General features: G+C 34.7%; 27 protein-coding genes, 1 pseudogene and 2 riboswitches. Of the genes and pseudogenes, 27 read left to right on the top strand and 1 reads right to left on the bottom strand.

What is annotated here, in order from left to right:
- Positions 1–61 precede the first annotated feature (61 nt).
- From IEU65_RS02980 to IEU65_RS02950, 7 genes and pseudogenes are all read left to right on the top strand, one after another.
- Positions 62–1,240, top strand: a complete 1,179-nt coding sequence (locus tag IEU65_RS02980) for a class C sortase (RefSeq protein WP_010294062.1) — start codon at positions 62–64, stop codon at positions 1,238–1,240.
- Complete coding sequence (locus tag IEU65_RS02975) at positions 1,233–2,378, top strand: class C sortase (protein ID WP_147651793.1); 1,146 nt, start codon at positions 1,233–1,235, stop codon at positions 2,376–2,378. Before IEU65_RS02980 ends, IEU65_RS02975 begins: the two co-directional genes overlap by 8 nt.
- Before the next feature lie 464 nt (positions 2,379–2,842).
- Positions 2,843–3,955 carry a non-hydrolyzing UDP-N-acetylglucosamine 2-epimerase gene (wecB, locus tag IEU65_RS02970; RefSeq protein WP_010294060.1) on the top strand — a complete coding sequence of 371 codons (1,113 nt, stop codon included), beginning with the start codon at positions 2,843–2,845 and terminating at the stop codon, positions 3,953–3,955.
- Positions 3,956–3,975: 20 nt separating this feature from the next.
- Positions 3,976–4,821, top strand: a complete 846-nt coding sequence (locus IEU65_RS02965; protein ID WP_010294058.1) for a hypothetical protein — start codon at positions 3,976–3,978, stop codon at positions 4,819–4,821.
- Positions 4,822–4,986: 165 nt separating this feature from the next.
- Positions 4,987–6,271: pseudogene (locus IEU65_RS02960) on the top strand (glycosyltransferase family 2 protein).
- Between the two features lie 11 nt (positions 6,272–6,282).
- Positions 6,283–7,404 (top strand): glycosyl hydrolase family 8, encoded by a 1,122-nt coding sequence (locus IEU65_RS02955; RefSeq protein ID WP_010294054.1) that lies wholly within the window; start codon positions 6,283–6,285, stop codon positions 7,402–7,404.
- Between the two features lie 399 nt (positions 7,405–7,803).
- Positions 7,804–8,556: an SDR family NAD(P)-dependent oxidoreductase gene (locus IEU65_RS02950; RefSeq protein WP_010294050.1), complete on the top strand. Its 753-nt coding sequence runs from the start codon at positions 7,804–7,806 to the stop codon at positions 8,554–8,556.
- Between the two features lie 442 nt (positions 8,557–8,998).
- Here IEU65_RS02950 and tenA read toward each other — a convergent pair whose 3' ends face one another.
- On the bottom strand, positions 8,999–9,691 hold the full coding sequence (gene tenA / locus IEU65_RS02945) for a thiaminase II (RefSeq protein WP_010294047.1): 693 nt from the start codon (positions 9,689–9,691) through the stop codon (positions 8,999–9,001).
- Between the two features lie 75 nt (positions 9,692–9,766).
- Positions 9,767–9,868: riboswitch (TPP riboswitch) on the bottom strand.
- A gap of 121 nt (positions 9,869–9,989) precedes the next feature.
- Positions 9,990–10,078: riboswitch (TPP riboswitch) on the top strand.
- Between the two features lie 121 nt (positions 10,079–10,199).
- Between tenA and IEU65_RS02940 the strand changes: the two genes are divergently transcribed.
- From IEU65_RS02940 to mobP2, 20 genes are all read left to right on the top strand, one after another.
- Positions 10,200–10,781 (top strand): ECF transporter S component, encoded by a 582-nt coding sequence (locus IEU65_RS02940; protein WP_010294045.1) that lies wholly within the window; start codon positions 10,200–10,202, stop codon positions 10,779–10,781.
- A gap of 17 nt (positions 10,782–10,798) precedes the next feature.
- Positions 10,799–12,199 (top strand): ATP-binding cassette domain-containing protein, encoded by a 1,401-nt coding sequence (locus IEU65_RS02935; protein WP_010294042.1) that lies wholly within the window; start codon positions 10,799–10,801, stop codon positions 12,197–12,199.
- The gene (locus IEU65_RS02930; RefSeq protein ID WP_010294040.1) at positions 12,193–12,867 is read left to right on the top strand and encodes an energy-coupling factor transporter transmembrane component T family protein; all 675 of its coding nucleotides are present in this window, start codon (positions 12,193–12,195) and stop codon (positions 12,865–12,867) included. Before IEU65_RS02935 ends, IEU65_RS02930 begins: the two co-directional genes overlap by 7 nt.
- A 106-nt stretch (positions 12,868–12,973) precedes the next feature.
- Entirely contained in the window at positions 12,974–13,180 is a 207-nt protein-coding gene (locus IEU65_RS02925; RefSeq protein WP_010294038.1) for an HAD-IIB family hydrolase, read from the top strand.
- A 16-nt stretch (positions 13,181–13,196) separates the two neighbouring features.
- Positions 13,197–13,838 (top strand): thiamine phosphate synthase, encoded by a 642-nt coding sequence (gene thiE / locus IEU65_RS02920; protein WP_010294034.1) that lies wholly within the window; start codon positions 13,197–13,199, stop codon positions 13,836–13,838.
- A gap of 69 nt (positions 13,839–13,907) precedes the next feature.
- A complete protein-coding gene (gene thiW / locus IEU65_RS02915; RefSeq protein ID WP_010294033.1) occupies positions 13,908–14,417 on the top strand; it encodes an energy coupling factor transporter S component ThiW in 510 nt (169 codons plus the stop codon).
- A gap of 3 nt (positions 14,418–14,420) precedes the next feature.
- Positions 14,421–15,248, top strand: a complete 828-nt coding sequence (thiM, locus tag IEU65_RS02910; protein WP_010294032.1) for a hydroxyethylthiazole kinase — start codon at positions 14,421–14,423, stop codon at positions 15,246–15,248.
- A 182-nt stretch (positions 15,249–15,430) separates the two neighbouring features.
- The gene (locus IEU65_RS02905; RefSeq protein WP_010294030.1) at positions 15,431–15,865 is read left to right on the top strand and encodes a MarR family winged helix-turn-helix transcriptional regulator; all 435 of its coding nucleotides are present in this window, start codon (positions 15,431–15,433) and stop codon (positions 15,863–15,865) included.
- Entirely contained in the window at positions 15,852–16,244 is a 393-nt protein-coding gene (locus IEU65_RS10505; RefSeq protein WP_050799433.1) for a hypothetical protein, read from the top strand. The genes IEU65_RS02905 and IEU65_RS10505 overlap by 14 nt, the downstream gene beginning before the upstream one ends.
- Positions 16,245–16,278: 34 nt before the next feature.
- A complete protein-coding gene (locus IEU65_RS02900; protein WP_050799430.1) occupies positions 16,279–18,114 on the top strand; it encodes an ATP-binding cassette domain-containing protein in 1,836 nt (611 codons plus the stop codon).
- 1,336 nt (positions 18,115–19,450) lie between these two features.
- A complete protein-coding gene (locus IEU65_RS02895; RefSeq protein ID WP_228934210.1) occupies positions 19,451–19,720 on the top strand; it encodes a helix-turn-helix domain-containing protein in 270 nt (89 codons plus the stop codon).
- Entirely contained in the window at positions 19,707–19,997 is a 291-nt protein-coding gene (locus tag IEU65_RS10355) for a replication initiator protein A (protein ID WP_228934211.1), read from the top strand. Before IEU65_RS02895 ends, IEU65_RS10355 begins: the two co-directional genes overlap by 14 nt.
- Positions 19,998–20,101: 104 nt before the next feature.
- The gene (locus IEU65_RS10350; RefSeq protein ID WP_228934212.1) at positions 20,102–20,482 is read left to right on the top strand and encodes a hypothetical protein; all 381 of its coding nucleotides are present in this window, start codon (positions 20,102–20,104) and stop codon (positions 20,480–20,482) included.
- A gap of 147 nt (positions 20,483–20,629) precedes the next feature.
- Complete coding sequence (locus IEU65_RS02885) at positions 20,630–20,905, top strand: hypothetical protein (RefSeq protein WP_010294027.1); 276 nt, start codon at positions 20,630–20,632, stop codon at positions 20,903–20,905.
- Positions 20,874–21,230 carry a hypothetical protein gene (locus IEU65_RS02880; RefSeq protein WP_010294025.1) on the top strand — a complete coding sequence of 119 codons (357 nt, stop codon included), beginning with the start codon at positions 20,874–20,876 and terminating at the stop codon, positions 21,228–21,230. Before IEU65_RS02885 ends, IEU65_RS02880 begins: the two co-directional genes overlap by 32 nt.
- On the top strand, positions 21,220–21,654 hold the full coding sequence (locus IEU65_RS02875; protein WP_010294024.1) for a single-stranded DNA-binding protein: 435 nt from the start codon (positions 21,220–21,222) through the stop codon (positions 21,652–21,654). The genes IEU65_RS02880 and IEU65_RS02875 overlap by 11 nt, the downstream gene beginning before the upstream one ends.
- A 4-nt stretch (positions 21,655–21,658) precedes the next feature.
- Positions 21,659–22,426, top strand: coding sequence for a hypothetical protein (locus tag IEU65_RS02870; RefSeq protein WP_010294023.1), 768 nt, complete (start codon positions 21,659–21,661; stop codon positions 22,424–22,426).
- A gap of 89 nt (positions 22,427–22,515) precedes the next feature.
- Positions 22,516–22,830 (top strand): hypothetical protein, encoded by a 315-nt coding sequence (locus IEU65_RS02865; RefSeq protein WP_010294022.1) that lies wholly within the window; start codon positions 22,516–22,518, stop codon positions 22,828–22,830.
- A complete protein-coding gene (locus IEU65_RS10445) occupies positions 22,814–22,948 on the top strand; it encodes a hypothetical protein (RefSeq protein ID WP_267478833.1) in 135 nt (44 codons plus the stop codon). The genes IEU65_RS02865 and IEU65_RS10445 overlap by 17 nt, the downstream gene beginning before the upstream one ends.
- 151 nt (positions 22,949–23,099) lie before the next feature.
- Entirely contained in the window at positions 23,100–24,296 is a 1,197-nt protein-coding gene (gene mobP2, locus IEU65_RS02860; RefSeq protein ID WP_010295463.1) for a MobP2 family relaxase, read from the top strand.
- The last annotated feature ends 68 nt before the right edge of the window (positions 24,297–24,364 follow it).

The following is a 24,364-nucleotide window of genomic DNA, read 5'->3' as shown; positions in this document are numbered from 1 at the left end:
ATTCTTCTCAGAAATACCTCGGTGGCGTTTAGTTTGGCAAATTATAAAGGGAAATGAGAACATGTCAAAGATAAATCATAATAGAACGAATATTTCATTGAAGTTGTTTATTGCCATTATGTTTATGATTGGCTTTATGATATTTATGTACCCTTTTTTTGCCAATGCTGTTAATAATTATGTTGCGCAAAGAGAGGTTAATTCAGTTAATCAGATTAATCAAAAAGCAAGTGATAAGAAGTTAAAGGAACTAATCGCAGCGAATAAGAAAAAGAATGAAGAAAATCAACAATTAGGAATTTCTCCAGTCAAAAATATTCTTGGTACATCTCTAAAAAATGTGCCAAAGGAAGATCAGTCTTATTATAGGCAACATGCCTTAGGTAGTATATTTATTCCCAAAATATCACTAAGTTTACCAATTTTTGATACAACAACTGAAAGTTTATTGCAACAAGGTATCACATTGTTGCCTGGCAGTTCATATCCTGTTGGCGGTAATAACACTCATACTGTGCTTTTAGGTCACAGTGGTTTGACTAGTCAATTGTTGTTTACCAATTTACATAAGCTAAAGAAAGGTGATAAGTTTTTTTTCAAAGTGTATGGCAAGCGATTAGCTTATCAAGTAGTTAGTAAGAAAGTTGTGTTACCGTCGAATTTAAATGATGTTGGTATAAAAGCAAACGAAGATTTGGCAACTTTGGTGACGTGTACGCCATACATGATTAACACTCACCGACTGTTGATCACTGGTAAAAGGGTTCCCCTCAGCAAATCAGCATTTGACCACCAAGAAAAGCAAACCTCGCAATACCAAGCCAAAAATCTGTTAGTCTTATTGGTACTACTTGTGACTGTTCTTGCGATTATTTGTTATATTTTGAAACGAGAAATAATTGAACTATTAGCCGCCAAACGCTCTTATTTATTGCGATTCTATATTTATCAAAATCATCTTCCAGCGCCGAATCTATCTTTTAGACTGATTCAAAAAAATGGAAAACCACTTTTCAATCAGCAGGGCGATATGTATCGAGCAACTAGTGATAAAAACGGCCAAGTTAACTTTGGCAAATTGTTCGGTGGACAGTACAAAATTTTAATTGAAAATTCTATGACAAATGAAAAACCATTTTGCGCTTATGTAAAAAAGTTGACTAACAAACGATTTTATTTAAAAAAGACAAAGCGAAGTCATTATCAAATCATAATGGAAAGTAATCAAAAAAATGACTAAAAAGAAGAGAACAAAGCAAAATTTTATTTTAAATCTTATTTTTTTAATCGGTTTTTTGGTTGCGTTGTATCCATTTTATGTTGGTGCACTTAATCATTTTATTGATGAACAACGTATTAAAACCCTACAATCTCAAACAAACAAAAATATTTTGTCTAAAGAAGCCAGTATGCGTAAAAAAAATGCAAAATTGCGTCAAGACGGTATCGTGGCAGGTAGTGATCCTTTTTCTGGGTCCACTTATAATGAACACGTCGACCTAAAAAAGCACTTAATCGGAAAAATTAGTATTTCAAAAATCGGATTAGATATACCTCTTTTTGATACTACCAACGAAGAAACACTCAATTATGGCGCAACAGTATTGCAAGGCACTTCTTTTCCAATTGGCGGGGAAGGAACGCATAGTGTTATTTCCGCTCATCGTGGATTGGCATCTCGGGTTTTATTCACAAACCTCAATAAAGTTAAAAAAAATGATGTTTTTGTTTTAACAGTATTGCATAAAAAATTAGCCTATAAGGTTTTTAAAATTCAAATTGTTAAACCTGAGGATTATCAAGGATTAAAAATTGAACCAAACAAAGATTTAGTTACGCTTTTGACATGTACACCATATATGATTAATTCTCATCGACTGTTGGTGACCGGATATCGGGTACCCTACACAGCAGATATGACAAAGAAAATTGATACCGCCAATAAGTGGCATACTCTGAAACAAGGCATAATTCTGATTGGTGTTGTGTTGTTGCTAATTGGTCAGTTCTTTTTACTCTGTCGAAAAATTGTGATGATGAAATTATCAAAAAAGAAATTCAATTTTTCTTTTTACCGACTTAACAAAAATGGAGAGCCTATTGCTGATATAGGTTACCAATTATTCTCCAAAAATGGAAAAGTGACTCTGAAGAGAGATGGTGCGCCGTTAATTCGTTATTCTAATTTGGATGGTCAAGTCGTATTTGATAATTTACCGGGTAATATGTATGTTATGAAGGAGCTGGGCATACCTAATCAAACTAATGTTAAGATAGGTGTTAAAAAAATAAGTGATAGGCACATGTCATTTTATCCTAAAAAACAAGATCAATTCTATTTTAATTCCAAGAATGGCGAAAATTGGATTAAAATGTGAAAGTAAAAGATATAACACTAAAATAATTTTGAACTGAGTAGTCTAGATTTGGTAATTAACTGAATTTAGTCTACTCATTTTTGGTAGCTGATTATTTTACTGGAGTTTTAAGCCTGTCAGTTTAGAATTTAGAACAGTTGATGATTAAAACATGACTGTATGAGAGCGATTCACTATCTTAATGAAATTAAGGTTTAATAGGATGACAACATAATTGAGAGTTACAAAATGCTATTGATTAACTGTCCTATTGGTTTAATGCTATATTTGTAAAATTGTAGTGTTTTTACATTATTATCAAACGGCAAGACTAAATATAAGTTATTAAAACTATTTTTTTATACTAATAGTGATATAGTGATATCTAAAATGTTTAACGTTTATCATCGGCTAGCAATTTACGTGTATAGAGTCTAAAAAAAATAATGAGAACTTCAAATTTATTTTATGACATAGGAGAGTATATGAAAAATACAATTAAAGTAATGTTTGTTTTTGGCACGAGACCAGAAGCAATTAAAATGGCGCCAATTATTAAGGCAATGGCAAAAAACAATCATTTTCAAGAAATTGTTGTTGTGACGGGACAGCATAGAGAAATGTTGGATCAAGCGCTTAATGATTTTAAAATAGTCCCTGATTATGATCTGAATTTGATGAAAAATGAACAAAGTTTGTCAAGCATAACAATTGATGTTATTCAAACATTGGACGGTATTTTGGATAACGACAGGCCGGACATTGTTTTAGTTCACGGTGATACCGCGACAACTTTTGCTGCCAGTGTTAGTGCATTCTATCATAAAATTACTATTGGTCATGTGGAAGCTGGGCTACGAACTTGGCATAAATACTCACCCTTCCCAGAAGAAATGAATCGTCAATTAACTGACACACTTGCTGATTTGTATTTTGCGCCAACGATTCAGAGTCAAGAAAATTTGCTTTTGGAACATCATAATCGTGAACATATTTTTGTAACTGGTAATACTGCGATTGATGCATTAAATTATACTGTTCATAAAGAATATAACCATAGTGTGCTAGATAAAATTGAAAAAGGTCATCGTATCATTATGCTAACAATGCATCGACGCGAAAATCAAGAAAATGGATTGGAGTCAGTTTTTAGTGCGGTCAAAAATGTGATTAAGCAATATGAAGATATTGAAGTTATTTTTCCAGTTCATTTGAGTCCACATGTACAAGAGGTTGCTCATCGCTACTTTGATGACGTTGATAAAGTTCATTTGCTACCACCATTAAATACGGTTGACTTTCAAAATATTGCAGCTCGTAGTTTCTTCATTATGACAGATTCGGGTGGTGTGCAAGAAGAAGCACCATCGCTTGGGAAACCGGTTTTGGTCCTACGAGACAATACAGAGCGACCAGAGGGAGTAGCGGCTGGTACTCTGAAATTAATTGGCACACAGTCTGATAATGTTCAAAAAAATATGCGTTTATTGTTAGATGATAAAAATGTTTATCAACAAATGGCCAGTGCTAAAAATCCCTATGGCGACGGAAAAGCATCTGAAAAAATTTTGGATATTATTTATCATCATTTCCAATAGTTGAGTAGGTAATTTATAAAATGAAATATAAAAGTAAAACATTAACGTTAGAAACATTGATTCTTTTGTTTATTGTTGTTATCTTAACAATCACAATTTCGGTTGGACTATTAGATAAATACCTAATGATTCCAATTGCAGTTATGATGTTGCTGGGCATTATTACAGGATTCTTTATTGATCGTATTATTTTAGTATGGTTAGTAACTATTGTTGTTTTTGTTGGTATCGCCCTAATTTTGAATATTGGTTCGCAAGTTAGCGGTGTAATCAAAACTTTGCTACTTGTGACCTTTCCTTTTTTTTCTACTATTAGTGTAGTTATGCGCTCACAAGTTTTGAGTCGTAATACATTAATTAATAATAGAAAATTGATCATGCGTAAAATGGAAAAGAAAAATTTGGTCACCAAAACACCAACGCAAGCATCACTTAGAAAATATTATGACAAAATAGTTAGCAAATTTTCTGATCGTGAACCACTCGTTGTACTAACATTAATTTCTCTGCCATACTACGAACAACGGGAGTATGCAGATCAAAATCAATTGTTCCAAGTGCTTTCAGATATATCAACATTACTAAAAGAAAATCGGCTTCCTAGCGAACGTATCTTTTATTTCGGTCATAGTGAATTTATTATCGTTAGTCTACGAATTAAAGAAGATGAAGTTAACTCATTAAATCTTGAAACGCGACAACAACTTAATGACACATATTTTGAACTTAATGGTAAAAAACAGGAATTACGTTATCAATTTGCCAGTTTAAAACTAAATCAGCGGGAACCATTAAAATTTGATGACGTATTGAAAAAGCTACATCGAAAACAAGAGACCGATTTAATTGATGAATACTTATTATAAGGATTAAAAAAATGACAGAAAGCATTTTTGTATTGATTTCATGGCTAGTAACGGGCATATTTTTTATTAGTTTTGTTATTCTTTTTGTTTTTTTATGGATAATTTATTACAGAGTGATTGACATTTTTAAATTGGAGTCAGAAGATGAATTTTAGTCAAATAATTATGGTGTTAGCAATTATGTCGATTTGGATTGCGACTGGACTTGGGCTGATGATCTTATTTAGTGCCACTCATTTTTGGCTAACAAGTATTAAAAAAGAAAGGCAAAAAGTCTTTCGACTAGCAACTTACCCTAAGGTAACAGTCGTCGTTCCTGCCCACAATGAGGACGTTGTGATTGCCCAAACTGTTGAAGCTATATTAAATTTAAATTATCCTAAAGAACAGTTAGAACTGTTATTGTATGCCGACAACTGTGAAGATGACACCTATGATCAAATAAAGAGTGTTGTGTCGTTACCACAGTATCAACATATTGATGCGACGGTTATTCAAAGAACGGGGACTGGTGGAAAAGCAGGCGTATTGAATGATGCTTTAAAAATTGCCACAGGTGAATGGATCTGTGTATACGATGCAGATGCAATGCCTGAAAAAAACGCACTTCACTTTTTAGTAGAGAAATCCAGAAAAATATGCGGCTGTTTTTGGTAGAAATAAAACAAGAAATTATAAACAAAATTTTTTAACAAGGTGTATTAATTTAGAAATTGTCAATACACAAAGAATTCATCATGTTGGCTTATGGCATCTGTTCAAAATTGGGCGAATACCAGGGACAAATTTTATTATCAAAACAAGTTTTGTTAAGCAGATTGGTGGTTGGGACAATGGCGCATTAACTGAAGATACAGCCATTTCATTTAAAATTATGCAAAGCGGTAAATTGATTGCTTTGGCACATAATTCTGAGGCGTTTCAACAAGAGCCTGAGACTTTGTCAGCATATTATCAGCAGCGCAAGCGCTGGGCTAAGGGCAATTATCAGGTGATTTTGGATAATTTCAAACATTTATTTGATCGAAGTGTTTGGCGGATAAAGTGGGAAGTTTTTTATTATATTAGTACATTTTTTTGGTTCAATGCTGCGATTGTCATTTCTGATGTGATATTTGTGGTTAATATGGTGACTTGGGGGATTAGCATTTTCAATCCGAGTGTTCATATTTTATTTACAATTGGTAGTAATAACGTTGAGCTAGCAAATTTATTGATGATAAATTGGTTTTTGATGGTTGGCATTTACTTATTACAAATCAATATAGCACTTGCGAGTCAGTTTGGACAATTGACTGTAAAAAATCTATTAGTAGCAATCATTTCTTATATAACTTATGCACAACTTTTTATTGTTGTGTCAGTGGTGTCAGTTATTTCCGTACTTTTAGATCATATTTTACATAGAGACGGTACGAAATGGTACAAAACCAAAAGATTTGGTGACTAAAGGAATTATAAATGACTAAAAGAATTTTATCGTTTGTCTGGTTTTTTATTGTGATTTTACTTTTTGTTTTTTCAGTGCAATATGTCAAAAATGAAAGTTCAGAGCATAATAAACAAGAAATCTACAGTCAGTGGCAGCATAAATATATTTTTAAAACGCCTCAAGGAAGATACGTGAATACCTCATCCCGTAGTGAAAATGGCGTCGCTTTGTCTGAGGCACAGGGATATGGCATGTTAATTTCTGTATTAAATGATCAAGATAAATCTTCAGAAAATCAGTTTTATGACCTGTATACTTACTACAAACATCATCGTGTTAAGGGAACGTATCTCATGTCATGGCGTTATACTAATGGCGCTAAGCAACAAAAACAAGCAGATTTAAAAAATAATGCAACCGATGGGGATCTTTACATTGCTTATGCATTAATTTTAGCATCTGAAAAATGGTCACAGCATAGATCTGTCTATGAAAGTACTGCAAAACAAATTTTAGATGATATTTTGAAGTACAACGTGAATTACAATAATAATATTTTGACGGTTGGTAATTGGGCGGATGGTTCTTCCAAGTACCAAAACTTAATGCGAACTTCTGATGTTCTACCTTCGTTTTTTGATAAGTTTTACGAGTTTTCACAAAATTCTCAATGGTTGACAATTAAAAATAAAATGCTTGACAGCCTTTATCAAGCCAGTCTTAAGAGCAACGTTGGTTTGGTACCAGATTTTATACAGGTGACAAACGATAACAAAGTGAAATCTTTAACCTATGGTAAAAACGTTAAACTCAACAAGCACGATGATGATTATTACTATAATGCATTTAGAATTCCCTATAACTTAGCGCTTGATAAAGATAGAAGTAGTAAAGAAAATCAAATATTGATCAAGTTGATGAATTTCTTTAGTTCACTTGAAAAAATAAGTAGTGGTTATAATATGTCTGGTAAACCGCTTAATAAATTCCAGTCAACTAGTATTTCGGCCCCGTTATTTTATGCTGCTTCAACTAGTCAAAAATGGCATACGCTGTATCAAAAACAATCCTTTATATTAGATTATGACTGTTTAAATCATAACTATTATGATGATACTTTATTAGTTCTGATATTATATAGTACTAAATGAGAACTTATCAAACAACTGTCAAAACAGCATATTTCATACAAATTAAGGTTGGTAATATTAACATCGTTAATGACGTAAAACGTAAAAAAACGAAATATCTAAATCATTGCTGGAAAAGTAATGTGTCGAGAAAACGGAACGTATTTAGATGGACTTAAACGTGTGTTCGTCGTTATAATAATTCAAATAAACGCATTTAGCTAATAGATAAATTGTCCTTTCAATTTTTTGAACACATTATTTTTTGCGAGAACTTTATCTTCATTCAAATGATAACAGTGCCATTTCGTTTGTTGGAGACGACGTCACCCCATGCAAAAATAGGATCGTTTAGTATTCTATTTGAGCTATTATGGATTGGTTTTGATAAAATAATAGTTATGAAAGGTAAAATACTGAATGAAAAATATTGTGATAACTGGTGGTGGATCTGGTGTTGGATTTGCCATAGCGCGAGATTTATCAATTAATAATCAAGTGATTTTGGTTGGCCGTAATGAGCACAAGTTGCAATTAGCCCAAACTAGTCTTGGTAATAATGTCAAGTATGTTGCTGGTGATCTGTCAATCAATTCAGAACGTCAAAAAGTTGTTGAATTTATTTTGAAAAACACAGAGCGGATAGATGTCTTGATCCATAGTGCCGGTATTTATCCAACTAACAGTCAAGATAATATTAATAACAACTTGTTAGCCCATTATTATTTGACAATAGCTCTTTTAAAAGTATTAAGAGGAAGTCGAGTATTGATTGTCACGGGAAACCCACAGGCTATTGCATTGGCTCCAATTTGTGAACAACAGTTTAACGCGTTGATGCGCGCCACATGGGCAATTACTCATAAAATGCTATTAGTACAGGTACTGGTTGACCAATTGGCAGCACAGAAGACCACTATTAATAGCTTTTTCCCTGGGGATGTAAAAAGCAATCTGATGGCGTATACAAAGTCTCTGACGAATACTTCTGTACCGGTGGGTAGCTTACTGGCTTTGAATGAAAAATTTGAAAATGTGACTGGTGCGTTTTTTGATGAAATCGGAAATAAAGTACCTCAAAATACTGATAAATACAATAAAAATAATGCGAAAAGAGTCTTATCACCTTATATCCGAGAGCTTGGTTATTCATCATTGCACAGACTTCAATAATCAGCTTTTTTCAATTGAAGAGGTGGCAAAAAATAAATTGATTGGCAGAGTCATTAGCATTTCTTATTGATAACAGCTCTATAAATAATCCAGAAAAAATTCTAAAATTGTGAAATTGTATTTTGTAACAATCGCTATAACGTCACCATAACTTTTGAAAGAAGTCCAGTTATGTCTAGTTAGCCCATTACTAGACTTCGTTGCGAATCTAAATGGGTTAGTTTTTGTCATTCGGATTCGCCTGGTTTGACTTTGACGAGTGATAGGCTTTGTTATTGACTTATGAGCAATCTAGAATGATTGAAACAGTTTACACGTTTTTGTTACTTTATATAAAAATAGAATTGACAGAGTAGTATTGTAATGATAACAGAAATTTTAAATAAACTAAGTGCTTGACACCAAAGAGACTTTTTAAAGAATACTGGCAACTTTTATTTGTTTAATCAATGACTGATTTAAATTTCCAGTCTTGTTGGTAAAAAGCTTGCTCCCAAAACTGCCATTCTAGTTCACAGCTTTTTAAGAAAAATTGCATAGCTTCTTCACGTTGTGACGATGTTGCCTCTGATGCCAAACGATCAATCCAATCGAAAATTTGATCAGAGAGTGTGGTCTGAGAATCATCATCCGTTTTGGCATAGAAATCAATCCATCCTTTAAAAGGATTAGCTTGATTATTAGCCTTTTCTTGAACTTGCTTGCTGGCAATTTCATGGTACGTCCAAGGACAAGCTTGAAAAGCAGCGAGAATATTCAGCAGTAAACCTGTATCAGCTGCACGATACATATGTGATTCATACAAATATGCTTTTGGTGCTGGTGTTGCATGTTGTAACATTTCATATTGAACGCCGGCCACATCGCAAAAGACGTGGTGTGGATGAATTTCGCTATTCAAAATAAAATCAATTGAATTCGCAAAAAATTTTATCTCAGTGCGGTCAGTTAGTTTTGTAATTGCAGTGGCATAAATTTTAATAAATTCACTCAAATATTGAAAATCTTGTTCAACATAAAAAATTAAAGCTTCTCGTGGTACATATCCTGTCGCGATACCACGGACAAATGGGTGTTCATGAATAGCAGTCATAATTGGTTGTGCATGAGCACGTAATTCTTCTGAAAACAACATAATATCTCCTAATAATTGGTTTTTAGTCAACAAAAAAAGCGCTTTGTTAAGAGCGCAAAAAGAGCATCTTTATTAAATAAAAGAATGCCACTTTCCTACGCTAGTGTTGACTAGATCAGGTTCGAAGGGACTGATGTAAACATCATCTCAGCCAAAAAGGCACCCCTAGTGGACAACATATAATATTTTATGAATTAAGAATAACACTACTACAAAATAATTACAAACATTAAAAAAAAGTAGGAATCAGTGCATTGCATTTTTGAAAACAATGAGTTATACTTTTTCACGTAGTTTAATATTTTATCTGGGGTACCGTAAGGTTGAGATTATACCCATTGAACCTGTCAGGTTAATACCTGCGAAGGAAGATAAGTTAGATTAAGACATTTTTTGATGCCATCAATCACTAGTCTCTTTTGTGGTTGGTGGTTTTTTCTATGATCACTTATTACTAAAACGGTATATTATCAAAACTTACGACCTCAATCAAAAGGAGAATATGTTTATGGAACAGTTAGAAATCTCATCTGAATCAAAGGTTAGGTGGTCGTTGCGAGAAGTGATATTAATGGCATTAATAGGTATTGCTTTTGGTGTCATTTATTTTATTATGGATCCAATATACACAGCTTTAGATGCTGTTTTGGTCCCACTCGGATTACATCAATACACAATTGCAATTACAATTGGTCCTTGGATGATGGCAGCGCCACTTTCCAGCTATCTATTGAGAAGGATGGGGGCTGGATTAATTGGTGAATTACTAGGTGCGACAGGAGAAGCACTTTTGGGTGGTTACTGGGGTGTAGCGACTTTAATTTCTGGTTTTATTCAAGGAATTGGATCAGAGTTAGGTTTCACATTAACAGGCTATAAAAATTGGAAAACAGGTTTAATTTTGTCGACCCTTACAGGAACTATTGTGACTTTTGTATGGTCATTGTTCCATGATGGCTATCTTCAGTTTGGAATTAGTATGTTAATCGGATTGTTCATTGTACGGTGGATTTCAATTGCTTTTTTTGCTGGCCTACTAGTTTATTGGATTGTTAATCTATTAGAAAAGTCTAAGTTATTAAAAAAGTGATGTTAGGATAACCAACAATGACGATTTTAAAAACTAGCCATTTAGATATTAAAATTGATGAACAATTAATTTTAAAAGATATTACGCTATCCATACAACCGGGACAATTTATTTTATTAGTTGGTGAATCAGGTTGTGGGAAGTCTACATTGATGACTGCTCTAGCGGGTTTGTATCCCAAGTATGGTGGTGAATTGTCAGAAACAGTTTTATTAAATAAACATAATATCGCAACAATTAAAGCCAATTTTCGATCGAGAAAAGTAGCTATGTTATTTCAACATCCCGATCAACAGTTCGCAATGGATCGTGTGGAAGATGAATTAATTTTTTCACTTGAAAATTTGTCTCTATCAAAGCAAGACATAGATAAACGAATCAATGAAGCATTAATTGAAGTTGGTATTGAACCACTGAGGCATAGTGATTTAGCTCATCTATCAGGTGGGGAATTGCAAAAAGTGGCTTTAGCTGAAACGTTGGCCATGGGCGCCGAAATCATTTTGTTAGATGAACCTTTTGCAGCGGTTGATCCCGTGCATCGAAAAGAATTGCAGTTATTGTTGAAAAAGTTAGCTGATCGTGGACATGGCATTCTAGTTTCTGATCATGATACAAGTGGTTATCAGTCGCTGATGACGGATGTCTTTCGCATAGCAAATAAAACACTTTATCAAGCAGGTAAAAATGAAATTAAGGATATGTTTAATGAATATAGTCCGCAGCTGTTACAGGTTCACAATACAGTAGATGAACTATCATTTAATATGGTTGATGTGACATTGAAAAATGGCATCATGCCTATTTTAAAAAATAGTGATTTTAAGTGGGCAAAAAATAAAATAACATTAATTACTGGACCAAATGGTATTGGTAAGTCAAGTTTGTTATTAACTTTTGCGAGATTGCATGACTTTCAAGGAACATTATGCTACGAAGAGCAATCGATTAATAATTTACCTTTTAAGAAATATGCACGTTTAGTGGGGCTAGTTTTTCAAAACGCAATGAATCAATTTTTAAACATTACAGTAAAAGAAGAACTTGAGCAGGCTAGATCAAAGAGTCGTTTCAAAGGATACTGGACTGAAGACAAAATATCCAAAGTTATCGACCGGCTAAATCTTGACGGACTATCAGAGCATAGCGTGTATGAATTGTCAGGCGGGCAGCAAAAAAAATTACAATTATTAATTATGATAGTTATTTCTCCAGAAATATTATTATTAGATGAGCCTTTGGCGGGTTTGGATAAGATGTCTATTCAACATGTTATGGCAACTATTAAGGAGGTCGCTGATGATTTACATCAAACCGTTATTATGATTTCGCACCAAACACATGGCATTGCAAAATATGTTGACTATCACGTTCATTTCGATACAAGTGGCCTGCGCTATGAGGAGAAAATATGTTGATGAATGAAACTCAAAAACTATTATTGGTCTTACTTATCTCTTTTGAAATAGCTTTCACAAAATCAGTATATCTCAATTTAATCTTGATTGTAATGAGTCTATTAATTTTATTGATAACTGGGAATTTTGCAAAGAACTTTGCTCGATTGTTGATTGTAAGTATACTGCCGGCCATTGGATCATTTACTTCGTTCTACTTTTTTGGTACCGGAAACAAAGAACAGCGGGTACACTTTGCTTTTGTCATGACGACTCGTGTCGGAGTGTATATTTTTTTGGGCGCAGCTTTTATATCGACCATGGTGTTATACAAATTACTACGTTCTTTGGAGCAAAATGTCAAAATGTCTGCTACCTTTGTCTACGGTATATTAGGCGCTTTTAGTTTTATTCCTAAAATTATACACGCTGTGAAGACGATTCGTGCAGTCGGTATGATGCGAGGAGAAGTGTTGCATTTTTGGTCTCCAAAGCTATATTTTAAAGCGATTACCCAGTCATTGGTATGGTCCAATAATTTGGCCATGGCTATGACTTCACATGGTTTTGAGGAAGGAGAAAAACGAAGTTACTATGAGCGGTTTCCAGCAAAATTTGGTGGTTGGATGATTATTCTGATCGTGATGTTATTCATTCAATACTGCGTTTTTATTTTACGACTCTGGTAATTATTTTTTAATCATTAGCTAATTTTGAGAGCTACACCTTTGATCAAAGATTGAACAGTTTAGAAAAGTCCGCGTTTTTCCTAGAGAATATAAAAGGAGCTGAATTATGAACGATAACAAAATTGTTTTCTTTGACTTAGACGGCACGCTTTGTCCCAATAACGATCTAAAAGTTAGCGTGGAAATGCCCGAACTGTTAAAAACGTTTCCAAAACGTGGGATTCTGTCAGTCATAGCTAGTGGCCGTAGTTTTTATGAAACTAAACCATTACTCGAAACACTGGAACAAGATGCTATTCAAAATACGATCTGAAAAAGGGAATTGAAATATGAATTTGAAAAAGACATTGAAATTATATTTGGTTACTGATCGACAGGGGCTTTGCGATGAGGATTTTTTGAATCGGGTAGGACTGGCATGTAAGAGCGGGGTCACACTAGTACAATTAAGGGAAAAAGAGCTTTCTTCGCGTGACTATTTTAATTTAGCCGTTAAGGTTAAATTAATTACGGATAAATACGATATTCCTTTAATCATTGATGACCGTGTGGATATTTGTCTAGCAGTTGGAGCTGATGGTGTTCATGTTGGTGATAGTGATTTACCAATTAATGTTGTTAGAAAGCTGTTAGGGCCGAACAAAATAATTGGTGTATCAGCAAAAAGCGTGCAGAGCGCACAGGAAGCAGCAAAACAGGGAGCTGATTATATCGGCGTCGGTGCGATATATCCGACCCAAACAAAGGTTGTCACACAACACACATCTATAAAAACATTGCGGGAAATAAGCCAAAATGTTTCTATACCAGTGATTGCGATTGGAGGTATTAAGGAGGCGAAAATAAGGCACCTTGCAGAAACTGGTATTGTTGGCGTTGCAGTGGTAAGTGAAATTATGCAGGCTATCAATATTGCGCAAAAAGTGCCTAATTTACTTAAAGAACTGCATAAAGTTGTGACGAAAGAATAGATTCAAAAGAAAAAACGATCACAAAATATTGAACCTCACATAGGCATTACAAATATGCAGGAGACAAAAATGAATAAAAATGTAGGTATTCAAAGATTAACAATAGTAGCCGTCATGATTGGTTTGGACGTGATATTGTCACCAATTTTTAGAATAGAGGGTATGGCTCCAATGTCAAGTGTTATGAACATTATAGCTGGCGTCTTTTTAGGGCCACTTTATGCAGTTGTTATGGCATTTGTGACTGGTATCATCAGAATGCTAATTTTGGGTATTCCACCACTTGCTTTAACAGGGGCTGTTTTTGGTGCTGCTGGTGCAGGATTACTATACAAATATGGACAAAGCATTTATTGGTCTATGCTTGGAGAATTTTTAGGAACTGGCATTATTGGATCATTGATTTCTTATCCTGTAATGATTTGGTACACAGGACAACAGCAGAATATGTATTGGTTCGTGTATACGCCACGTTTTATTGGTGCAACAATTATCGGTGCTGTTATTGCTTACTTTGTCATTGCTAATTTATTGAAAATTAAGGCTGTTCGGAAAATTCGCCTTTTATTTGTAGGTTGAAACATGGAAAAAATAGATATAAAGACCTTTGATAGTATTTTACCTTTAAAAAATTCACCACTCATTCATTGTATAACAAATGACATCACTATCGAGACAGTTGCAAATAGCATTCTATACATTGGTGGGAAACCAATTATGAGTGGCGACAGTCGAGAATTTCGTTCTTTATTCCAGACAACAGATGCTTTATTTTTGAATATGGGGCGTATGAGTGAAACCCATGAAAAAAATTTGAAATTAGCCAGTCAACTGGCTTATCAAACGAAAAAACCAACAGTGGTTGACATGGTTGGCTATGGTATTACCCAACAAAGATTAGATTTAGGAAATGAGATAATCAGTACGCATCCTGCTATTATTAAAGGAAATAGTTCTGAGATGCGACGGATTGTTGGATTGCCTACGTCCGCTCGTGGAATAGATAGATCAGAACAGGACAACCAAGACAATACAGTCTTTGAACTAATTCACGCCTTAAAGATGGTAGCTAAGCAACAGCCAGAAACGGTGTTTGTTGCCACAGGCCCAATAGATATTGTCGTTAAAGGTAATCAATGTGTCAAACTTAATAATGGTGTGTCTTTGTTGGATCGCTTTGTGGGGACTGGTGATATAGTCGGTGCTTTAATGGCCACTTTACTGGGTGCTGGTTACGATGCCTGGACGAGTAGTTTATTTTCACTTAGTTATCTCAATATTGCTGGCGAACAAGCTTTTTCTAAAGCAAAAGGACATGGTATTGAAAACTTTCGTCAAACTTTTCTGAACGAACTATCTGTACTCAGTAGCCATAAAGATTGGGTTAATGACATACGTCCAGTGTCTTAACGACGCCTTTTGAGTGAAGCATTTTGTCATTTAAATATTTAAATTCAGCACTCGTGTAGTGTGAGCCATTTGTAACAACATCAGCAGTAACTTGTATCGTTAATGTCACAATAGCTTGATTTATAATTTCAAAAAGCATATAGTTTCTATTTAGAAACTATATGCTTTTTGAAAGGATGATTATGGATAACAAATTAAAAAAAATACTCTCAGAGTTACAATGCGAATTAGTGGCTGAAAGGAACCTAGTGAATCCTGAAGCAGTGAGTTGGTTACAATATGATATTTTGAGCCTTTTGAGGATAAAAGCTTACTTACCAAAAGAACTTAGCAAGCATTTGGGGATATCCAAATCGAAACTTTCTAAAAATTTGGCGGGATTGCATACTTTAGGCTACATTAGTCAAAAACCCGATCTACTCGATAGACGTGAAATGATTACGGATTTAACGGAAAAGGGTCAAAAATTTTTGACAGAAACAGATAATAAACACAATGAATTACTTGTGGACGCTCAAGCTAGTTTAACAAATGAAGAACAGCAACTATTTGCGCAGTTGTCTGAGAAATTTGTGTCAGAGCTTCGAGAAAGAAGGTTAAGTAATGGCACAAAATAAAATTGTTGTTAAAGGTGCCAAAACGAATAATTTAAAAAATATAGATGTTGAGATTCCAATTAATCAGGTAACGGTGATAACTGGCGTTTCTGGATCAGGAAAGTCGTCGTTAGTATTTGATACACTAGCATCAGAAAGCCAAAGAGAAATAAACAAAAATTATAGTGCCTATCTACAACAACTACTTCCAAAATATGATAAACCAAATGTTGATACGATTCAAAATTTGCCTTTCTCCGTTGTTGTTAATCAAAAAAATATCAGTGGCAATGCGCGCTCTACTGTTGGTACATTCACAGAAATTTATACAGCGCTGCGTTTATTATTTTCTAGAAAAGCACAACCATTTATAGGATATTCAATGGCTTATTCATTATAATAACCCATCTGGTATGTGTCTTGATTGCCAAGGATTGGGTTATATTCAAGAAATCAATAACGATAAACTTTTGAATACCAATTTATCCTTAAATGAAGGCGCCATTCAGTTCCCAACTTTTCAACCTGGTGGCTGGCGCTTAACACGTTATACCGAATCCGGATTTTTTGACAATGCGCTACCGTTGAAAGATTGGTCAAGAGATACGTTCCAATTATTTTTATATGGCGAAGAACAGACGCCTGACCATCCAACAAAATCATGGCATAAAACAGCCAAATATCTAGGCCTCATACCACGTATAAAAAAATCTTTTTTTCACCAGGAAGATGGCAAATACAGTAAAGAGATTGGCGCCATTACTCAAACAATTACTTGTCCGACATGTCACGGCACGAGACTTAATGAAGCAGCTCGTACAGCTATTCTTAATGGTAAAACAATTGCCGAATGCAGTGCGTTGCCGCTTATTGATCTTAAAAAATGGTTGGGGAAAATCGTTGATACGGATATCGAGTCTGTACTAAAAGATTTGAATTTAAAAATTGACAATTTAATAACGGTTGGACTTTCTTATTTAAGTTTAGATCGCCGTACAAGTGCACTTTCTGGTGGTGAAGGGCAAAGAATTAAATTGTCTAACCATCTTAATAGCGCTTTATCAGGGGTACTATACATATTCGACGAACCAAGTGTAGGATTACACCCACACGATTTAATCGGTATCAACAAAATTTTTAAATTACTTGCTCAGAAAGGTAATACAGTCGTTATTGTTGATCATGATCCAGACGTTATCAAAAAGGCAGATAATGTTATTAATTTAGGTGAAGAGGCTGGTGAAAATGGTGGCTATCTAACATTCGTGGGTACGTATCAGGAATTACTTACCAGCGGAACTGTAACCGGTAAAGCCCTTAGCAATCCTGGTCTGGTGAACAATCAAAGTTTACTGAAAGAAAATTTTGTTAGTTTGCATCATTTAAATATTCACAACTTAGTCGATGTGAGTGTTGACATACCTCAAAAGGCGCTGACAGTAGTATCTGGGCCAGCTGGTTCGGGTAAAAGTTCATTGTTACATGCCTTTATTAAATCACAGGATGCCGTCACAGTATTAGATCAAAAACCAATTCATACAAGCAGTAGGTCGAACATTCTAACTTATTTAGATGAATTTGATCAATTGAGAAAATTGTTTTCACAAATCACTGGTTCTTCTCAATCATTGTTTTCATATAATGGTAAAGGCGCTTGCACAGTATGTAAGGGTCTAGGTTTTGTGAAATTGGATCTGGCGTATCTGGGTGACGAAATTTCGGTTTGTGAGGCTTGCCATGGGACTCGTTATTCAAGCAAGACTTTATCTTTGAGTGTGAAAGGATTTAATATTCACGAAGTGTTAAATTTTTCTGTGGCCAAATTCGCCAACGTTTTTCCTGAATTTTCTAATGTAACAACGATACTTCAAGAGTGTGGGCTTTCCTATCTAAATATAGGTCAAGCGCTAAATACACTTTCAGGTGGCGAATTACAACGGCTCAAATTAGCAAAGAATCTACTGCACAACAATAGTACTACCATTGTGCTTGACGAACCAACAAGTGGTTTACATGAATCAAATATTCAACAAATCATCAATTTGTTAAAAAAACTAATTGTGAAACGTCAAGTGACTATAATTGTGGTGGAACACAACTTGCGGTTTATCGGTCAAGCTGACTGGGTGATTGATATGGGTCCGAGCGCGGGGGATAATGGCGGAAAAGTTCTTTTTGAAGGTTCGCCAATTGAACTCATGAATCATTATCAAACTAATACATCTATTGCAATGCAGGAATATTTTCTCAATAATGGTTATACAGACTAACGCTATATCAACATTTTAGGGATGAAACAAGTAGGGCGACCACAAAGTCCATGGAAGTCTGATTCTTATTTTACTACCCTTTTTTTAAATCGCACAAGTGTTTGGGCTTTATACCAATTGCTAGATTTTGGCCTGATACTCTAGCTACAGCAAACAAGTTAATACGGTGGCTATCCTAGATGAAAATGGTGCTTATGGTGTAACAGATAGAGGCCGAGACTCTAAGAAAAGTGCTGACTAGTGCCACATCAGATAGTTTACAGCAGCTAATGATCGGCTTTGGATCTAGGTCTTAATGCTGGTCGGATTAGTTGTTGAGATGATAAACAAAAACAACAAAAAATGACTACTCTTAACTTTTGACAGAGCTAATGATCGTAGGATTAATTAGTATAGACGCCGTATAAAACTGTTTTGCTAGGAGTCATAGGTGGCGCTACGACTCATTTCAATGTACTTTGTATCAAATGTTTTAAAGACTATCACTAGATCAGTTGGTCAAGAATGTTGGTCAAAAGGAGAAAGTCGCTAACTTATCAATTAAGAAAGTTAGCGATTTTTGTGGATGATAAAATACTGATGTGGTTAATCGACGAGTAGATTTGCCTGACAATAATCCAAACACACAGCCACACAATTTCTAGTGATAAAATCAATCGAGGAAGTGGCAACTCAATAGATTTTGACTATGTATATTAAACAAGAGCGACTGGCTAATTAAAAGGTCAAAATGTAAAAATCAAGTGTTAATAGTTTCTATCACCAGAAGACTATAACAAATAATAAATTAATTTTTGATGTATGCCATGTTTTTTCTTGTAAATTACTCTTACTTGCCCAAATGAATCCCTGTGACTCAAAATACTAGTCTAACGTTGCTAAACATAGTAAGAAAACAATTAAGTTTTTAGTAGCAGTGTAGTATCAGATGAACGCAAAGATAAAAACAGGAAAGTAGGATTAAATGTAATTGAGCACGTGATCAAAAATAAGCCTTAAGACAAATATCATAAGATATAATAAAGTCTAGAAACCGCACCAGATCAGATATAAACAGGCATAAAATTCAAAAGTAACCGCCAAAAAGAATACAAATTTTCTATTTTGGGTTGACATGTTTCGTTGCACATCAAGTTGCACACCATATTATGAAGTAGAATATTTTTATTTTTAAGGGTTATAAGCCTTGATATGACAATGTTTCTAAACTACTTCATGATATGGTGCTTTTTTGTTCAATTTATTTTTGTTCATTAGCACGTTATTGAAACGTTTTAGATTGGTAACACAAATTTGTGCTATTGGAAGATTTTTATGTATGAGTGTTGGTGAATTTATGTGTAAAAGACGAGAAGAGCTGGGAATATCATTACGTCAGTTATCCAAGTTGACGGATTTGTCAGAAAACGGTCTTTTCCGCATCGAATATGATCGAACTAATTTGTATGCCTTTGAGGTTAATCGTTTATCACAAGGGCTCTATTTATCTATTAATGACATCATGGTGATTGTAGAAAAATATGATACAGAAACAGTTAGTTACGCAGACCGCATGTTGTACCAGCGTCTGAAAGAGAGAATAGGAGAGCTTGATGGAAAGAATTAGTCTAAAACAGGTAGAAACCAGTGAGCGTTTTTACCGTGTACCAAAAGCACTGTTATTGAATCCATTTTACAAATGTCTAAAGCCTGAAGCTAAACTGGCTTACAGCCTTTTACGCAATCGATTTAATTTATCAATTTCAAACGAATGGATTGATTCTAAGGGTGATGTTTATCTTTACTATCCTAATGAAAAATTAGCTCATGATCTTAATGTTGGAAAAGATAAAGTAATTCGTATTAAAAAAGAGTTACACGAATATGGTCTATTAGAAGAATAACGACAGGGATTGAATAAGCCGAATCGTATATATGCTGGAAATTTAGAGGTTAGAAAAATCACAGAAAGCGTAACAGATATTACTGATAACAAGGAAGTCTCAAAATGCGACTACCGGAAGTCTTGTTTTACGACACTAATAATACTGAGTTAAATAATACTGAATTTAGTAATACTAAAACCCCTTCTTTTGATGAGGATGAAGTCACTAATAATAATCATTCAAAAAAATCTCAACAGTCATTTATCGCAATCGGCAAAATCATTCAAAAAAATCTTGAATTAAGAAGTGTAGTCCAAGGTTTGATTCCTGATTTACTTTTGAATGAACCCCAACAAGCAGAAATTGTCGTACGCGCTCTTGATCGTGGATATCACTTTTTGATAACCGAACTTGAAAAAAATAATTCTATTTTGACTTTGCAAAAGCAATTACAAGGTGATGACAGCATCAAATTATTTCTGACAAAGATTGGTGGTAAGTAATTGGAGTATATGCGAGGTCACTTGGTTGATATTAGCCAATACGGTAATTATTTTGCTAATGGCCTTGAAAATCGTTTGAAAATTGCGATCACAACAAGTCAATCGGTATCAGGCTTTTAACTTTAAATTGGAGAGAGGAGAGATATAATGGCAAACCAATACAACGTATTTATTGCAGTAGACTTTTTCAACTCAGACATACTTTTTGTAGCTAACTCATCAGGTGAACTCAGCCGAAAAGTGATCAAAGCAATTGAAAATCAAGAATTAGAAAGTGATGGCGCAGTGAGGTTATACCGTACCTCTTATCAACCATTTAAGGCTATAAAAAAATTCATGGAATGCTATCACTTACCATTTCATGAAGCTGCAAGACCGAAAGGGAGAGATTATGAAAGTCAGACAATTAACGCTGTTGGATGAGAAAAGTTTACAAGAACTACAACAAACCAAATACGTCGTCATTCTCGTTAGGAAATTGAAAAATAATATCGTTCAACCAACAAAAAAACAAGCCTTTGTCTGCTTAAAATCAACTGAAATGAAAGTCAAAGGTGAGTTGTTTGACGATTGCTTAGGTAATCATTATGTCGGTTGTACAGTCCTGAAAGGCATTCATTATTCTGAAGCTGGTAACCAAATCCCTGTGTTTAAACTACCAAATAATATCCAAGACTATTTAGCCAAACAATTGACACCGATTGTTAATTTACTGGATCAAAAAAGGAGAAATTATTATGCAAATTAATCACCACGTAGGACGTTTAGTTCGTGACTTAAACTTCACCGTAAGAGGTGAAAATGAAACTAAAATTGCCTACTTCAAATTAGCCATTAATGATTTAAAAGATGGCAAAGCCACTTACATTGATTACGTTGCTTTTAACAAAACGGCAGAATTGATTCGTGATTATGTGACTGATGTTGGCCAAGTAGTAGAGGTTGAATTTGTGATGCGCAATCACAATTACACCGATAAAAATACAGGTCAAAAAATTTATGCTATACAAAATCAAGTGACACAATTCCGCATCTATAAATCTAATCACTCATCGAAAAATTCTGCTGTTCAAACACAGATTGCTGACAGTAAAATTAGTGAAGTGACAGATAAGGATTTGCCACCATATCCTGACTTTAATAGCAATGCATTTGAGTATGTGGAGGGGTAGGACGATGACTGCAATAATCACAATAGCTGATAAATTTAGAAATATCTTTCAAAGATTTAGTCGATTCGGTACTTGGTTTTTGGAAAATCAGCGGCGCAATTTAATTGCAATATTTAGTCTGTTTATCCTGATAGCTTTTAGTACAACCGTGATGGTTAATATTACACCTCGACCTTCAAATTTGCCTAGTACGGAGTTAAATACGCCAGTGTCATTTGGCACTTTGAACAAAACTGCTAGTCTGACAAAAAGTGTTTTTAATAAAAATAATGGTGTTTTGGAACTGCATTATACAATCTCTGGCAGTGCTGTTTCTGATCAAGATTTGGTTGATATTAGCAAAATTAAATTCACTGCTATGACTGATCATGGTGGTAGTCAAGTGACAGGTCGTGTCGTACCAACTTCGAATAATACAGTCGTGGTTCAATTTAAAAACCTGAGTCATAACTTCAATGCTGTAACACTAACAGCTCATGATAAAAGCATCAATACTGCCACAGTCGAAGCGCCAAGTAGCATAGTTGCTGATAGTTCAAGTGCAAAGAAAACTAACGCAAACAGTAATACTGCAAGCGGCAAATTCATCATCAATCGTGACAAAGTATCTAAATCAAATACGCTAACATTTGCCAGCCAAAAGGAACTTGAAGTTAGCGAAAGTGATGCCAAAATTTCGGCACAACAAACACTGATTTCCAAGAATATGAACGCAGTTGTTGAATATCAAAAAGCAATTTGGTGCACCAACAGAACTCAGTCCAAACAATGAATTGGCACAATCTTATGAAGAATATAAACAAATTCGGAGTCGGGATAAGCAGTTAATCAAAAAATATCATCAAACCGGAGGACAACTCGATGAAGATTAAAAAGCCTAATAAAAGAAAAGAACAACTAACAAAGTATCTAGCGCAACTTGATGAGTTTAATTGGCATCATCCGACGCAAGTTAGTGAGATGGCCGACAGTCAACATGAACGCGATAACCGAACTTACTATTTGGCCCAAATCAGTTTAATTCTGTTTAATAACTATCAACAATCCTACATGCAAATTGCTCAAATGCTGAACATGTCCTCCAGAACAGCCCGCCGTTTGACAATTGATTATGAACAAGATTTTGATAGTTTAGAAGAGATTATGGAGGAATTGCAAAATGGCGAAGACTGGTGAAATTGCTGCATTTGCCCTGGGTGAAAAAAAGACGGCAATGGTCAATTTACCAGCGCAGTTTGTCACGTCTAGTACAGCAGATATTAAGGGACAAAAATACTCAGACCTAGTTGATTAAGCTAATAATTCGGAAAAGACAAGTGATCTCAATAATGAGTCCATAACTGATCTCCTTGATTTAAAGGAACAATTTAGAAAGCCAGGAGACGCTAACCGCAATTCTGCGGTAACAGAAACGCATCCAATATTTGGTAGCGATAAACTAAATTATGATAATCAATGATATTTCTGTATTGAGAAAAAACTTGGATGAGGCTCAAAAAAATGGCAATAATATCCATGAACTCGCTTTTTCAATCAGAGGTGATTGGTTAGTTAAAAACAATCTCTATGATCCCGAAACTCGTATGATAGACCAAAATAAATTGAAGCATGCAGAACAAGAGGTTGCTAAGACGCTAATCAACAAAGGATTTAATTTACCTTTGGGAGAAGATGAAAATGATGTTGTTTGGTTTGGTGTGATTCATCAGGATACTGACCACCTAAACATGCATCTTTGGTTTGCTAAAAAAAGCCAAGAAACGCGGACTGAGATGATCAAGCAAGAAGGTAAGTATAAAGGGCAGCCAATAGGTGTTATACCTTTAGAACTGATTGAACAAGCCAAGCGACAGTTTAGAAAACAATTAATGTCATCACAGGAATTAAGGCGTCATCAGGAAATATTAAAAGGTGTTGGTGGCTTTAAAAAAGGAATCGTTGAGGCAGCGCCTGACAACCTATTAAATGATCGTCATGCTAAAGCCATCAAGCAAATTTATGATGTTTTACCTCAAGACATGAAAGGGCGGTGGCAAGTTGGTAACGCCCATTTAACAGCTGGAAAAGGCAAGATGGCAAAAGCAAATCAATTAACAAATCAACTTTTAGACGATTTATTTGAAAAAGAGCTTAAACCCGAATATGAGGGTTTTAAGTCGTTGGCACAAGAATATGATGCCATTAATATTGAAGACCAAGGTGTGATGCATAAGGGGCAACGCAAGTGGTCTGAGAATAAGGAAGATGAATTAAGAAAACGCTTAGCAAACCAACTGTATAAACATTTAGCACAAATTGAAGACACGTCAATAAATGATATTGACCAACAAATGTCGGAATTGTTAAGTCAGGCTAAACAACGCGACGAAGGGAATAATGTAGATAAAACTAAAAACGGATCTAGCCCTCAGGAAAAAAAATTGGCCTCCAAGCCGTTGATCAACAATGTAAACCCAAATTTAAATCACATAGGTGATCAGATGCCAGTGAGGGGTGGTTCGTTTAATAAAATTAGTCGCTTGTGGTGGCAGGACATCAGTGCTGAGACAAACGCAGAACGTCAATTCTTAAGAAACCAAAAGAAAGTTGAACAAGAAAGAGCTCAAGAAGAATATGAGTCACAAATATCAAGGGAAAGGTAGAGTGAAGTTACTATGACATAAAATGATATGTAAATGGCAAGGCAGCCCTTATCATAACCTACCAGCAG

The organism is Leuconostoc pseudomesenteroides KCTC 3652, from assembly GCF_014634745.1.
GTDB lineage: Bacteria > Bacillota > Bacilli > Lactobacillales > Lactobacillaceae > Leuconostoc > Leuconostoc pseudomesenteroides.
Note: the sequence above shows the minus strand (reverse complement) of the source record. Positions and strands in the feature narration are given on the sequence as shown.

What these genes read in the sequence shown, in the direction of transcription:
- IEU65_RS02955 (WP_010294054.1), top strand. Translation starts at nt 6,283, where the DNA reads ATGACTAAAAGAATTTTATCGTTTGTCTGGTTTTTTATTGTGATTTTA.
- IEU65_RS10350 (WP_228934212.1), top strand. Translation starts at nt 20,102, where the DNA reads ATGCGACTACCGGAAGTCTTGTTTTACGACACTAATAATACTGAGTTA.
- IEU65_RS02875 (WP_010294024.1), top strand. Translation starts at nt 21,220, where the DNA reads ATGCAAATTAATCACCACGTAGGACGTTTAGTTCGTGACTTAAACTTC.
- IEU65_RS10445 (WP_267478833.1), top strand. Translation starts at nt 22,814, where the DNA reads ATGGCGAAGACTGGTGAAATTGCTGCATTTGCCCTGGGTGAAAAAAAG.
- mobP2 (WP_010295463.1), top strand. Translation starts at nt 23,100, where the DNA reads ATGATAATCAATGATATTTCTGTATTGAGAAAAAACTTGGATGAGGCT.
- IEU65_RS02980 (WP_010294062.1), top strand. Translation starts at nt 62, where the DNA reads ATGTCAAAGATAAATCATAATAGAACGAATATTTCATTGAAGTTGTTT.
- tenA (WP_010294047.1), bottom strand. Translation starts at nt 9,691, where the DNA reads ATGTTGTTTTCAGAAGAATTACGTGCTCATGCACAACCAATTATGACT.
- IEU65_RS02950 (WP_010294050.1), top strand. Translation starts at nt 7,804, where the DNA reads ATGAAAAATATTGTGATAACTGGTGGTGGATCTGGTGTTGGATTTGCC.
- IEU65_RS02885 (WP_010294027.1), top strand. Translation starts at nt 20,630, where the DNA reads ATGGCAAACCAATACAACGTATTTATTGCAGTAGACTTTTTCAACTCA.
- thiW (WP_010294033.1), top strand. Translation starts at nt 13,908, where the DNA reads ATGAATAAAAATGTAGGTATTCAAAGATTAACAATAGTAGCCGTCATG.
- thiE (WP_010294034.1), top strand. Translation starts at nt 13,197, where the DNA reads ATGAATTTGAAAAAGACATTGAAATTATATTTGGTTACTGATCGACAG.
- IEU65_RS10355 (WP_228934211.1), top strand. Translation starts at nt 19,707, where the DNA reads ATGGAAAGAATTAGTCTAAAACAGGTAGAAACCAGTGAGCGTTTTTAC.
- IEU65_RS02975 (WP_147651793.1), top strand. Translation starts at nt 1,233, where the DNA reads ATGACTAAAAAGAAGAGAACAAAGCAAAATTTTATTTTAAATCTTATT.
- IEU65_RS02925 (WP_010294038.1), top strand. Translation starts at nt 12,974, where the DNA reads ATGAACGATAACAAAATTGTTTTCTTTGACTTAGACGGCACGCTTTGT.
- IEU65_RS02870 (WP_010294023.1), top strand. Translation starts at nt 21,659, where the DNA reads ATGACTGCAATAATCACAATAGCTGATAAATTTAGAAATATCTTTCAA.
- thiM (WP_010294032.1), top strand. Translation starts at nt 14,421, where the DNA reads ATGGAAAAAATAGATATAAAGACCTTTGATAGTATTTTACCTTTAAAA.
- IEU65_RS02865 (WP_010294022.1), top strand. Translation starts at nt 22,516, where the DNA reads ATGAAGATTAAAAAGCCTAATAAAAGAAAAGAACAACTAACAAAGTAT.
- IEU65_RS02940 (WP_010294045.1), top strand. Translation starts at nt 10,200, where the DNA reads ATGGAACAGTTAGAAATCTCATCTGAATCAAAGGTTAGGTGGTCGTTG.
- IEU65_RS02905 (WP_010294030.1), top strand. Translation starts at nt 15,431, where the DNA reads ATGGATAACAAATTAAAAAAAATACTCTCAGAGTTACAATGCGAATTA.
- IEU65_RS02895 (WP_228934210.1), top strand. Translation starts at nt 19,451, where the DNA reads ATGTGTAAAAGACGAGAAGAGCTGGGAATATCATTACGTCAGTTATCC.
- wecB (WP_010294060.1), top strand. Translation starts at nt 2,843, where the DNA reads ATGAAAAATACAATTAAAGTAATGTTTGTTTTTGGCACGAGACCAGAA.
- IEU65_RS10505 (WP_050799433.1), top strand. Translation starts at nt 15,852, where the DNA reads ATGGCACAAAATAAAATTGTTGTTAAAGGTGCCAAAACGAATAATTTA.
- IEU65_RS02965 (WP_010294058.1), top strand. Translation starts at nt 3,976, where the DNA reads ATGAAATATAAAAGTAAAACATTAACGTTAGAAACATTGATTCTTTTG.
- IEU65_RS02935 (WP_010294042.1), top strand. Translation starts at nt 10,799, where the DNA reads ATGACGATTTTAAAAACTAGCCATTTAGATATTAAAATTGATGAACAA.
- IEU65_RS02930 (WP_010294040.1), top strand. Translation starts at nt 12,193, where the DNA reads ATGTTGATGAATGAAACTCAAAAACTATTATTGGTCTTACTTATCTCT.
- IEU65_RS02880 (WP_010294025.1), top strand. Translation starts at nt 20,874, where the DNA reads ATGAAAGTCAGACAATTAACGCTGTTGGATGAGAAAAGTTTACAAGAA.